This window comes from Sphingomonas sp. NFR15 (genome assembly GCF_900103265.1).
Lineage (GTDB): Bacteria > Pseudomonadota > Alphaproteobacteria > Sphingomonadales > Sphingomonadaceae > Sphingomonas > Sphingomonas pollutisoli.
The window spans coordinates 895,622-908,332 of sequence record NZ_FMWX01000001.1; the positions used below are offsets into that span (position 1 = coordinate 895,622).

Below are 12,711 nucleotides of genomic sequence, written 5' to 3' on the forward strand. Positions count from 1 at the left end.
TGTCCTGAGAGATTAGAAACGATCGGTCGCTTCGAGGTTCTTCTCCACGTCCGCGCGGTTGATCCACAGCGTGCGGAACGTCTTGCTGGCGAGGAACTTCAACTGGTCGCTGGCATGCTTCGAACCCGGCTGACTGCTGTTGCCGTAGCTCATCATGCCGACCGCCTTCATCGGCGTGCCGAATTCGACCATCGACACCCAGGTTTCCCCGGCGACGGGCGTGCGCTCGCCGTTCTTCATCGGCCCCCAGGTGATGGTGCGGAAGATGCCGGTGTTGCCCATGCCGCCATTCGCCGGCAAATTGACGTCGCCGATGTGGAAGCGCGAGACGTCGCCATAGGGGCGATCGATCGCGCCGTAGAGTTGCTTCGTCTTGGCGACCGCCTGCTTGAGCATCGCCACCGCGGCGGCGGGGTCTTTCAGACCGCGCGGGGTCTCCAGCGGATTGTCGAGCGTCCACTTCTCCGCATAATTCGCCTGGCTGGTGAAGTTGTTGGGCGCGAAGATCAGCGCCCAGGTCTCGAACAGCAACGCGCCGCGCGCGTCCGGCTCGTCGCGGTGATCCCAGGCCGACAGCACCGCGACCGCCTGTTTGATGTCGGGATCGTCGCTGGTCGATGCGGCCTTGAGCAGATCGGGCAGCATCCGGTCCGCCATCAGCGCGGTGGTCGTCACCTTCTTGGCGACGAAATCGTCGAAGCGGATCGTGTTGGTGCCGGCGAGCAGCCGGTTCGACATTTGCGAGCGCTGGCTCATCGGTCCGACGACGGCGACATAGGCCGGGTACTTCTTGGGATCGAGCACGCGCGGCCAGGTCGAGACCCAGGGGGGATCGTTGGTGTTCTGGACGAATCCGCCCGCCGGGTTGAACACCTTCGGCATGTCCGCATACGGATGGACATCCTTCCACAGCGTCGCCGAGGTATCGCCGGGCACCGGGTGGCTCCAGTGCGCGAAATCGCCTCCGTCGGGGTGCTTGGGCAGGATGCCGTTGTCGAGATACAGGATGTTACCGGCGCGATCACCATAGACGATATTGAACATCGGCACCTGCAGCGTCTTGAGCGCCGCCTCGAACTGCGCCCAAGTGTGCGCCTTGCCCATGTCGAGATATTGCTGGAGCACGCCGGGCCGGTCGAGCCCGGCCACTTTGAGCGCGATCGTCGTCTTGCCGTCGGGCAGATCGAACACCGGCCCCTGCACCGTATAGCGCTGCGTGAAGCTCACCGTCTTGAGCGTGCCGTCGGGCTGCTTGACCTTGTAGCTTTTCTCGACCGTCTTGAACGGCAACACCTTGCCGTCGAACGTATAGCCGCCATCGGCGAGCTTCAGGATGTAGCTCGTGTAGCCCGAGATCGTGTTGACGGTGTTGGTGAAGCCGAGATCGTTGTTGAACCCGAAGCGCAGCACCGGCAGCCCGACCTGCGTGGCGCCGTAGATGCTGATCCCCGGGCCGGTCATCTGCGCCTCGTAATAGGTGAGCAGGCTCGGCGCCCAGGGCAGATGCGGGTTGGCGAGCAGCATCGTATGCCCGCTCGCCGAGCGCGCCGGCGCGACCGCCCAGGCGTTCGACCCGCCCGCCTCGTTGACGGCGGGGCTGACGAGGACGCGCTTGTCGGAGGCGATGTAGAGATAGTTCATCAGCCGGTGCGCGTGCTGGATGACATCCAGCCCGGTGATCGGCAGGACGACCTTCACCGCCGGGTCGATCTTGTCGGGATGCGCGGCGGCATAGGCGTTGATCCCGGCGGCGAACGCGTCGAGATCGGCGCGCATCTGCGGGGTCTGCGCCTTGTACCAGGTGATCGAGCGGCTCGGCACGTCGTTGGCGACGATCCACTTGTCCTGGCTTTCGAAGCTGGCGCCCCAATATTCCGCCGCCCGGCCCCGCGATTCGCCATACATATGAAGCAGCAGATCGCCGTGGCTCTGCGCCTGCGCGTAGCCGAAGCCGTAGAAGGTGCCCGCCTCGGTCTTGGCGTAGATGTGCGGCACGCCAAAGCTGTCCCACAGGATCTCACCCCCCGCCCACGCCGGCGTGGCCGTCTTCGATTGCAGCGGCGCCGAGGCCGCGCCCAGCGCGACGCCGGCCAACGCCAGGCTCAAGAGCATTTTCCGCATCGTCTCGTCCTCGTGCTTAGAAGCCGACCGTGATCCGGCCATAATAATAGCCGCCGGTGAAGCCGTAGCCGCCGGTGGTGGGATATTGACTGGACCCGAGCGTCGCGTTGAACGACGCCGTGGTATAGTCGGGGTACACGTTGAACAGGTTGTTGCTGCCGACCGCGAGATTGATCTTCGGCGTCAGATCATAGCCGACTTCGAGATCGGTGATCCATTTGGCGCCGAAGTGACGATCGTTCGCGGTCGGATTTGCCCCGTTCACCAGATTGGCGATCCCGTCGAACTTCCCGTACCGCACCACACGCGTATTGATCGTGAACTTGCCGAGATTGGTGAGGTTGCCGAGGAACAGCTTGGTGCGCGGCAGGTTGGTGGTCAGGTTCGCTTGGGATAGCCGATCGAACAACACGAAGTTCGAACCGAGCGCGGCGAGCTGCGACGGGTTGGCCTTGATGTGGGTGATGTCGGTCTGGTTGTAATTATAGCCGATGTTCCAGGACATCGTCGCGAAATCCGCGACCTTGTGCCGGTACGTCGCGACGACGTCGATGCCGCGCGTGCGGGTGTCGATCGCGTTGGTGTAATATTGCGCGCTGATATCGGGCGACAGCCCGTTGGCGACGAGGATCTTCGATACCGCCGTGCCGGTCAGCGTCGAAGTGATCGCGATACGATCCTTGACCGAAACCTGATAGCCATCGACCGTTATGTTGAGGTTGCGGATCGGGTTCAACACAAACCCAGCGCTGAAGTTGGTCGAGGTCTCGGGCTTGAGTGGCGTCGCGCCGAGCGCGATCGCGGCGGGCGAACCGACCGGCAGCGTCTTGATCTGCAACAGGTTCAGGCTGCCATCGGGGAGGTTACGGAATTGGCCGGTGGTGGACGCATAGATTTGCTGCGCGAGCGCCGGCGCGCGGAAGCCCGAACTGACCGCGCCGCGGAGCGCGAGCCAGGGCGTGATCGCCTGCCGAATGTTGGCCTTGCCGATCGCGGTGTCGCCGGAGGCATCGTCGTAATGTTCGAACCGGCCCGCCACGCCGATCGTCGTGCTCGGCGTCGGATCATAGGCGAGATCGACATAGGCGGCGATGTTGTTGCGCTTCTTGCTGCCGGCGTCGGCCGGGGTGAAGCCCGCCGCCGCCTGTGCGCCCGGTGCCGGTCGGATCGTGCGCCCGTTGACGACATAGGTGTACGTCCCCGCCTGATAGCTGGCGAGTTCCCCCGCCATCACGGCATAGGTTTCGAGCCGATGCTGCAAGCCGGCCGACACCTGAAGGTTGCCGCCGCCCAGCGCATAGCCCTTGGTGATATCGAACGAATTGACCCATTCGGTCGATTTCAGCGTGCCGACATAGACGTCATGCGGGCTGGTCGGCCCGAGCGAGGGGTTGAGCGTCTTGCTGCCATATTGGCCGGCGCGGTTACTGCCATAGGTGCTGCTGATGTCCCAGTTCCAGCCCGATAGCGTGCCCTTCACCCCCAGCGCGAACTCGAAATCCTCCTCGGAGATGTTGAGACGCGGGCGGAAGCCGTCGGGATAGACGTTGGGCAGCGAGGCCGCGTTGTTCGGGTACCGAAAGGTGAAATCGAGCTGCGAGTTGCGCTGGCTGTAGGTGCCGAACGAATAGACCTGCACCCCGCCCAGATCATAGCCGGCATTGTAGCCGAGGTTCATCTGCCGGGTCGGGAACGCGCCGTAATTCTTGGTGACGAGCCGGTCCGCGCTCGCCTCGCGCGGATCGATCGCGGTGTCGCCGGCGCGGTAATAGAGGCAGGTCGATCCCCCCAGCGTCGTGCAACCCGCGATCGGCACCGCGCGGTTCGAGGCTTCCTGCTTCTTGAGGTTGACGAAAACGTCCGCGAAGCCGGCCTCGCCGATCTTGGTGCCATAGCTTAGCTGCGCGAGGTAATTCTCGCCGTCGGAGCGGTCCATGTTCTGCCCCGCCGTGAAGCTGGCCGAACCGCCGCCGGTGCCGTGCTTGAGGATGATGTTGATGACGCCAGCGATCGCGTCCGATCCGTATTGCGCCGCCGCGCCGTCGCGCAACACTTCGATATGGTCCACCGCCGAGGTCGGGATCATGTCGAGGTCGGCCGGGACCGAGCCGTTGTACAGCGACGACACCGCGTTGATGAGCGAGGTCTTGTGGCGGCGCTTGCCATTGACCAGGATCAGCGTCTGATCGGGGTTGAGTCCCCGTAGGCCGCCGGTCGAGATCACCGTGGAGGTGCCGCCGCCGGCGCGGGTCGGCACGTTGAACGAGGGCACCAGCGAGTTCAGCGCCGCGAGCACGCCGGGCTTGCCGGTCTTCTCCAGTTCGGTCGCGGAGATCACGTCGATCGGGGTCGGGCTCTTGGCGACGCTGCGCTGGATGCCGCGGCTGCCGGTGACGATGACCGTTTCAGGCTCGTCGATGGCGGCATCGGCTGCCTCGGGCGCTGGGGCGGAGGCCTGCGGCGCGACCGGTGCCGGGGCGAGCGCCGCGACGCGACCGCCCTCGATGTCGAGGCTGGCCTTTCGGATCGCGCTCGCCATGCTGGTGTCGGCCGTCGCGGCGAGCGCCACGACACCCTTGCCCGAGCGCGCGACCTTGAGGCCGGTCCCCTCGATCATCTGGTTGAGCGCCACCTCGGGCGTCATGATGCCGCTGACCGTGTGCGTGCGCATGTTTCGCACCCGATCGTACGGGAACAGGATCTGCACGCCCGATTGCCGGGCGAAGACGCTCATCGCGCTCGCGAGCGGCTGTGCCGGAATGTCGAACGAGCGCGCGCTGACCTTGATCGTAGCCTGCGCCGCGACCGGCGTCGCGACGATGGCGGTCGAGAACAGCATGGCCGCGACGATGAGTGACCGATTGCCCCGCTTCATGATTGTGACCCCCCGAATTTGCTATGTTCGGGTTGCTATAACGGAGGGCAGGCGCACTTCTGCCAATGCGGATTTCAAATATGTTGCACCGCATTGCAAATAGGTCGCCGCCGCAAAACGCTGGACAACGCATTCATCCGCGGCAACCATGTTGCCTCGTAATAATGTTCGGGTGGTGCGAATCGCGGGCATGAGATGGGGCTTACGGTCAGTTGGGGGTCGCGGTGGAGTTGGTCAGAAAGCGTCTGGACTGGTATAAGGCGACGATCCTGCCGCATCAGGCGGCCTTGCGCGAACGGGTTCGCCGCATCCTGCCGCGCCGTGACGATCTCGACGATCTCGTCTCGGAGGCGATGACGCGAGCGTTCGCCACCGTCGAGTTCGACCACATCGTTCACGGCCGCGCCTATCTTTTTCAGATCGCGCGCAACATGATCATCGACGAGGTCCGCCGCGACAAGATCGTGTCGCTCTCCCTTGTCGCCGATCTCGATCTGATCGCGATCGACAGCGGCGCCGAGGCGCGGCTACAGGCGCGCGACGAATTGCGGCGGCTGGAAGCGATCATCGAAACCTTGCCGATCCAATGCCGTCGCGCGTTTATTTTGCGGCGCGTCCACGATAAATCGGTCCAGGAGATAGCAGACGAGATGGGTCTGTCCGTTTCGACCGTAGACAAGCATATCGGCCGCGCCGCGTTGAAGATCATGCAGGCCATCGGCCAATATGAGGATCTGGGTTTTGGATGGTCGATACAAAAACGCCGAGGAACGGCAAGCGATCGACCAGGAAGCGGCACGGCGCTTTCTTGAGGCGCGCACGCTCGACACGCCCGATGCCTGGAACGCCGTTTACGCCTGGATCGCCGAAGATCCCGCGCATGGCTTCGCGTTCGCGCAAGCCGAATCCGCGTGGGAGTTCAGCGAACGCCTGAGCGAGATCACCCCCTCGGTCGCACCGGAGGAGATCGCCGGACCGGCGGGCCGCTTCGAAGCGTTCTTCGATCGCCGGATCGTCGCCGGCATGGTCGCGGCGATGCTGGTCGCGACCGCCGGGACGATCGGTTTGCAGAAATGGGCCGCGGTCGAGCGCCTGCACACCGCCGTCGGCCAGGAGAAGAGCTACCGGCTCGAGGACGGCAGTCTCGTCCATCTCAACACCGACAGCACGGTCGAGGTCGCGATGCGCGACCGGGAGCGGCTCGTCCATCTGCTCAAGGGCGAGGCGCGCTTCGATGTGGCCCACAACAAGCAACGCCCGTTCATCGTGCAGGCCGGCGACGCCACCGTGCGCGCGGTCGGCACGGCCTTCGCCGTTCGCCTGCGCAACGATCTGACCGAACTGACCGTGATCGAAGGCCGGGTCGCGGTGCATGAGGGCGCCGCGCCGACACAGATGGTCGGTGCCGGCACCGCGGCGGCGATCCGCAGCGGAACCGTCTCGACGACGGCGCTCTTGCCCGGTCAGATCGCGCAGCGCACCGCCTGGCAGGACGGCGTGATCCAGTTCGACGGGGAGACGCTCGCGCAGGCGGTCGAGGAGTTCAACCGCTATCGCACCGCGCCGCTGGTGATCGGCGATCCGCAGATCGCCTCGCTGCGGGTCGGCGGCACCTTCAAGGCCGGCAGTTCGGATCAGTTCGTGACCGCGCTGTCGCAGAGCTTCGACATCCGTTCGGTGTCGGGCAAGGACAATTCGGTCATCCTGCTGCCTGCCGGAAATCCGCCACGGGCCGCGGCGGGCGGTGGCAGAGATCGCTGAGCCATCCGTTCTGGGGCGCATGACAGTTTCACCTCTCGCGCCCGGCGCCCCCGCCCCTTCGACCTCCAGCCGTATCCGCTCGATCTTCGGCGGGTCGATGGGAAACCTCGTCGAATGGTACGACTGGTACGTCTATTCGGCCTTCACGCTCTATTTCGCGCCGGTCTTCTTCCCGGCCGACGATCGCACCGCGCAGTTGCTCAACGCCGCGGCGATCTTCGCGGTCGGCTTCCTGATGCGGCCGCTCGGGGCGTGGCTGATGGGCATGTACGCCGATCGCCACGGCCGCAAAGCGGGCCTGACGCTGTCGGTGATGCTGATGGGCGGCGGTTCGCTGCTGATCGCCGCGACGCCAGGCTATGCGACGATCGGCGCGGGCGCGCCGGCACTGCTGCTGCTCGCCCGGCTGTTGCAGGGTCTGTCGGTCGGCGGCGAATATGGCGCGAGCGCGACCTATCTGTCCGAAATGGCGCAGCGCGAGCATCGCGGTTTCTTCTCCAGCTTCCAATATGTCACGCTGATCGCCGGGCAATTGATCGCGCTGTGCGTGCTGCTGCTGCTTCAGACGATGCTGCCCGAGGCGGCGCTCGAGCAATGGGGCTGGCGGGTGCCGTTCGCGATCGGCGGGATGCTGGCGATCAGCGTGTTCTATCTCCGGCGCGGCCTGCTCGAGACGCAGGATTTCAAGTCCGTCGAGGCCGACGCCGCCGCGCCACGCTCGAGCGGGCTGCAATTGTTCCGACATCACCCCAAGCAGGTGCTGATCGTGATGGCGCTCACCGCCGGCGGCACGCTCGCCTTCTACGCCTATTCGACGTACATGCAGAAGTTCCTCGTCAACTCGGTCGGGTTCGCGCGCGATACCGCGACCGGCATCATGGCGGCGGCGTTGTTCATCTACATGCTGCTGCAGCCGGTGGCCGGCTGGCTGTCCGATCGGGTTGGCCGCAAGCCGCTGCTGATCGGCTTCGGCGTTGCCGGCATGACGCTGACCGTGCCGATCTTCATGCGGCTCGAAACGGTCGCGAACTCGTTCGAGGCGTTCCTGCTCGTGCTCGGCGCGCTGGTGATCGTGACCGGCTACACGGCGATCAACGCGGTGGTGAAGGCCGAACTGTTCCCCGCAAACATCCGCACCCTGGGCGTCGCCCTGCCCTATGCGCTGGCGAACACGATCTTTGGCGGAACGGCCGAATATGTCGCCCTGGCGTTCAAATCGGCGGGGCTGGAGCGCGGCTTCTACTGGTACGTCTCGGGCATGATCGCGATCTCGTTGACCGTCTATTTGCGCATGAGCGAAACCAGCGAGATCGTAGTCGATCGACAGCTCAAACGGGCGCGCGAGGCGAGCGGGCCTAAGGCGTAGGGATGGGATAGTCATGGCAGCTCCTCCCGGTGAAGCCCCGATGCTCTGCCTGTCTCCCTGAGCGCTCAAACGTCGCGCGGCACTCAGTCTGTCACCTCTACCGTGCCCCGAGCGCCCCTCCGCGCAGCGGTTTCGTGCTTCCAGCAACTCTCCTCGTTCAGGACGCGCCCGTGTTGGTCTGTCCTACACGCACAGCTTCGGCCATATTCCCGCGCACTCTTGGACATCGTCGGCGCCCAACATGACGCCCGTTCAGGCCGAGAACAGGCTCTTGCGGATGATCGCGTGGACGCCCCAATTGCCGTTGGCGACCTGACTGATCCCGAAATCGACCGCGACCGACAGCAGCGAGATCGCCTCGTCCTCGGTGAGATCGCGCAGCGTCATCAGGAAGCGACGCGCCTTGCGGAAACAGTCTCGCATGGCGAGGTCGATCGAGGATTGCTTGTACACCTCGCTCTGCGCGTTCGGGCCGAATTCCTTGAGGTAATCGGGGTTCGAAAAGCCAAGGATCACCCATTCGTCGCGCGTCTCGATCATCGGATAATCGAGGTCGCGGATAAATTTGGCGCTCGCCTTGGCGGGGTGGAGGATGACCTGGATGGTCGCGGTCATCGAGCATTCGATGGCCGTGCCGCACAGTTCGGAATCGCCTTGGCTGGCATGCGGATCGCCAAGCGACAGCAGCCCGCCCGGCACGCTCACCGGCAGGAACACGCTCGCGCCCGCGCCGAGCCGCCAATTGTCGATGTTGCCGCCGAAATTGGCGGGCGGCACCGAATCGACCAGTTCGGAATGCGCCGGCGCGAGCGCGACCACGCCAAAATGCGGGCGCACCGGAATGGTGATGTCGCGCAGCACGTCGTAATTGCGCGTGATCGTCTCGGGATCGACCGGGATGCCGGGATAGTCAATCCGGTCATGCACCACGCCCGACGGGTCGGTCTGCGGAGTCCAGCGGTACGAATAGACCGCCTGCGCGGTGGTGCGGCCCGGCTCGTTGCCGATCTCGTAGATCGTGACGACCTCACGCTGCTTAGGCTCGGTGATGAGATCGCTGTAGTGGAAACCCCAATAGGCGGCGGCGTTGCTGCCGAACGAGCGCCCGGCGAAGCGCGGGTTGGCGCTCGGACGCGTCGCCATGTCGAGGATGCGGACCTCGACGACATCGCCGGGCCGCGCGCCCTCGATCGCGATCGGGCCGGTGCAGATATGCACGCCATACCCTTCGCCGGGGCCGCGCCCGAACGCGGAAGCGTCGATAGGCCCCGCGCCGCGCCGCTCGACCGCCTTGCCGTCCGCCGTCCAGTGATAGACGCTTTCCGCGCCGGCATCGCCCTCTACCATCCTTTCGGCATCGTCGTTGGCATGGTGGGTCAGCGTCTCGACCGTCACATAATCGCCCGAGCGGATTTCGAGCACGGGCTTGAGCGATCGGCTGAAATACCCCCAGTGGATCGTGTCGGGGCGGACCGGCAGCAAGTGATGCCGCACGGTACGCGCGGCATCGTCGAGCGGCGGCAAGGTGGCGATGGCGGCGCCGGTCTTGGCGGCGTCCAACCGCACGTCGCGGGCCTTTTCGGGGCGTCCGCGCCGGGGAAGGCCGGCGGCGGTGGCGTCGGCCTCGGGCGATTTGCGATATTCGCGCGGGCTCATGCCATATTGCTCGCGGAACGCGCGGCTGAACGAGGCGCTGTCGTTGAAGCCCCATTGGAACAGGATTTCCGAGATCGAACGCTGCGCGTGCAATGGGCTGTGCAGGTCGAGCCGACATCGCTCCAGGCGGCGAAGCTTCACGTAATGGCCAAAGCTCTCGCCATGCGCCTCGAACAGCTTCTGGAGGTAGCGCGGCGAGATGTCGTGCTCGGCGGCGATCTGGTGGGTGTTGAGATTGGCGTCGGACAATCGCATCTCGATCGACTGGAACACGCGCTCCAGGATCGCGGCGCGTCCGCCCGCCGCGCCGCCGAGCGCCTTGGTGGGCGCGCGGTCGAGCAGGGTCGCGGCGATCAGTTCGGGCAGGGCGAGTTCGACCGGTCGGATCTGATCGTCGGAAATGTCGAGGATCGTGTCGGCGACAGTGCGCAGCAGACCGGACAGCATCCGCCCGGTCGCGGTATCGGAGATGAGGTTGCTGATATCGGTCGGCAGCGGCGAGCGCGCTTTCAGCGCGGGCAGATTGTGCGGGACTTTGACGACGAGCAGCCGGAATTCTCCGGTCAGAGCGATCTCGCACGGCGTATCGCCGCTGCCATAGACCATGTCGCCCTCACCGATCTCCAGCCTCGCGGCACCGCCGGTCGCGCTCAACGCGCCTTCGAGCAGGAGAACGAGCCAGAAGCAGCGCGCTTCCTGCCGGAAGTCGATCGCGATCGTCTGCGCGGTGCCGGTGATGCGAATGAACTGAAGCCGCTGCCCGCTGGTGAAGCTGACAAGATCGCCATAGATGTCCTCTGCGGCCATCTCGAGCGTCAGCGAAACCCGGCGCAATGCGAACCGCCATGCCTCCAACCGCTGGTCGTGCGGATAGGCATTGGTCGTCAGTCGCACTCCGGTCATGCCCGCATTTCCCCTTCAGCAGCCCCACATCGTCCACAGGGGACCGTCGCGGAAAAATATGGTGGCAGAATGTCCACGCGTCGCCGGGACGCTAAATCTACGCGATTCCGTCCTGGGCACCCAGACGCTGGTGCGCCGCGCGGTAGCGGTGGACCAGCCATTTGTTGAACTGGCCCTGCGCGCCCTCCTGCCAGGAATAGCGACCGCGCGGCGCGAACCGAGACCGCAACCCTTCCTGCACCAAGGCGTCGACGTGCATGTCCTGCGCGATGATCTTGCCCGATGCGGCGATGTTCATGTCGAGCAGGTTGTCGAAATTGGGCGCTCGCATCGCGCCGGGGGCGAACAGGAAGCCGGTTTCCAGCTCATGCGATTCCGGGCCGTCGGGGCGCAGGATCAGGTAAATCACCATGTCGCTCATCATCACCAGGCTGAGCGAGGGCGGCACGTTGGCGAAGGTCATCCGCGACCGGTCCGCGTCGGTCAGCCCGGGGAACACCGGCAGCACCGCGCGCTGTGTCGCGTTGAAGCTGGCATCGGGGTGCAGCGTGCCGTTGAAGCGCAGGAAGCCGGCATCCTCCGGCTCCGACGGCGGGAATTCGGCGCGGCCCGAGGGGACGAAATCGTGCAACGGCCCCTGGTGCAGCCGGCTCGCGTGATAGCCGTCGTTGTTGTTCTCGAACATCACCTTCCAGTTCCACGGCAGCTTCGCGGCCGGCTCGGGGCGCGGGCCTTCGGCGCTCGCGAGATCATAGCCGGCGATGGCTTCCGCGACCTTGGCGAGACGCGGCGCGAGCGGCGCGGCGTGCTTGTCGAAGTTGATGAAGACGAAGCCGTTCCAAACCTCGACCGCGAAGGCGGGCAAGCCGTTCGCCTTGCGATCGAAATCGCAGGTCTTGTTCATCGCCGGCGCGCCGACCAGCGCGCCGTCGAGCGAATAGCTCCAGTGGTGATACGGGCACAGGAAGCCGCGCGCGTTGCCGCTGCCTTCCGCCACGAGCATCGCGCGGTGCTGACACACCGCCGACATCGCCTTGATCTCGCCCGCCTGGTTGCGCGCGACGATGATCGGCTCGCCGATGATGCGCGTGGTGAAATAGTCGCCGCGTTCCGGGATCCAGGATTCACGGCCCGCGCACAGCCATTCGGCGTAGTAAAGCGCTTCCTTTTCGAACTCATAGAAATCCCGGCTCGTGTAGCAGGCCGGCGGCAGCGTCACCGCCTCGGCGAGATCGACCGCGGAAGACGAGAGGGATTCGATGAAGCTATCGGACAGGCGCGCGGGCATCGGGATGTTCCTGGGAAAAAGCGGTATGTGGATCGACTGCCAACCTGCACGACGGCGGCGGGAAGGCAATCGGGTGATCGAGGCGGCGTACTTACTCGCGTGTATAGTCGGCGGGTATGACGGGCGGATCGCCCGCCTTCCCCCACAGGATGATCTCATTGCCCCACGGATCGCGGAAGGCGTGGTTGAGGCCATTGAAGGTCGACCAGAAGTGGTTGCGCCACAGGATCGTCGCGCCGCGTTCTTCGGCCGCCGACAGGATGCGTTCGGGCGTGTCGTCGTCGCTGATGAGCACCCAGATGCGCGGCTTGCGGCCTTCGGTCGAGAGTTCGCGCGGAGCGACGCCTTCCGCTTCGGGATGCGGGCGAGCGTTGTCGGCCTTGAAAATGCCGAGGTGGAGGTTGCCGATCGCGCTATCGCTGCCGTCGGGGTTGGGGAACATGCCCCCCGGGACCATGCGGTGATAAACGCCCGCCGGCTTCTCGTCGTCGCGCCAGCCGAACACCTCCGCGTAGAACCGCCCGGCGGCAGCGGGATCGTCGCTCGGCATATCGACGAAGATGAGCGTGTTGGGCATGGACTGTTCCTCGTATCGCGTACCGCCAGCGGCGCCGGCTCGGGTGATCGGACTGTGCGCGAGGCGTGCGCCGCGCGCTTGGTCTGGGACGATCACTTTGTTGACCGAGTTCATCGCTGCCGCCTGCTCGGCAAATTCTAGGGCGCGCCGGCGCAAGACCATCG

General features: G+C 65.2%; 8 protein-coding genes. 3 read left to right on the top strand and 5 right to left on the bottom strand.

Annotation, left to right across the window (positions count from 1 at the left end; genetic code table 11):
- Window positions 1-12: 12 nt before the first annotated feature.
- Both BLS81_RS04190 and BLS81_RS04195 read right to left on the bottom strand, forming a co-directional pair.
- Window positions 13-2,121: a penicillin acylase family protein gene (locus BLS81_RS04190; RefSeq protein ID WP_093221037.1), complete on the bottom strand. Its 2,109-nt coding sequence runs from the start codon at window positions 2,119-2,121 to the stop codon at window positions 13-15.
- Between the two features lie 16 nt (window positions 2,122-2,137).
- Window positions 2,138-4,996, bottom strand: a complete 2,859-nt coding sequence (locus BLS81_RS04195; protein WP_093221041.1) for a TonB-dependent receptor plug domain-containing protein — start codon at window positions 4,994-4,996, stop codon at window positions 2,138-2,140.
- A 224-nt stretch (window positions 4,997-5,220) separates the two neighbouring features.
- Between BLS81_RS04195 and BLS81_RS04200 the strand changes: the two genes are divergently transcribed.
- From BLS81_RS04200 to BLS81_RS04210, 3 genes are read left to right on the top strand one after another with little or no spacing between them, the layout of a single operon-like run.
- The gene (locus tag BLS81_RS04200) at window positions 5,221-5,808 is read left to right on the top strand and encodes a sigma-70 family RNA polymerase sigma factor (protein ID WP_256326052.1); all 588 of its coding nucleotides are present in this window, start codon (window positions 5,221-5,223) and stop codon (window positions 5,806-5,808) included.
- A complete protein-coding gene (locus BLS81_RS04205) occupies window positions 5,738-6,757 on the top strand; it encodes a FecR family protein (RefSeq protein ID WP_256326053.1) in 1,020 nt (339 codons plus the stop codon). Before BLS81_RS04200 ends, BLS81_RS04205 begins: the two co-directional genes overlap by 71 nt.
- A gap of 19 nt (window positions 6,758-6,776) precedes the next feature.
- Window positions 6,777-8,123 (top strand): MFS transporter, encoded by a 1,347-nt coding sequence (locus BLS81_RS04210; RefSeq protein ID WP_093221049.1) that lies wholly within the window; start codon window positions 6,777-6,779, stop codon window positions 8,121-8,123.
- A gap of 252 nt (window positions 8,124-8,375) precedes the next feature.
- Here BLS81_RS04210 and BLS81_RS04215 read toward each other — a convergent pair whose 3' ends face one another.
- The 3 genes from BLS81_RS04215 to BLS81_RS04225 form a co-directional block, all read right to left on the bottom strand.
- A complete protein-coding gene (locus BLS81_RS04215) occupies window positions 8,376-10,682 on the bottom strand; it encodes an acetamidase/formamidase family protein (protein WP_176787022.1) in 2,307 nt (768 codons plus the stop codon).
- 97 nt (window positions 10,683-10,779) lie between these two features.
- Window positions 10,780-11,970 (bottom strand): aromatic ring-hydroxylating oxygenase subunit alpha, encoded by a 1,191-nt coding sequence (locus BLS81_RS04220; RefSeq protein ID WP_093221051.1) that lies wholly within the window; start codon window positions 11,968-11,970, stop codon window positions 10,780-10,782.
- Window positions 11,971-12,061: 91 nt separating this feature from the next.
- On the bottom strand, window positions 12,062-12,547 hold the full coding sequence (locus BLS81_RS04225; protein ID WP_093221834.1) for a VOC family protein: 486 nt from the start codon (window positions 12,545-12,547) through the stop codon (window positions 12,062-12,064).
- Window positions 12,548-12,711: the final 164 nt, after the last annotated feature.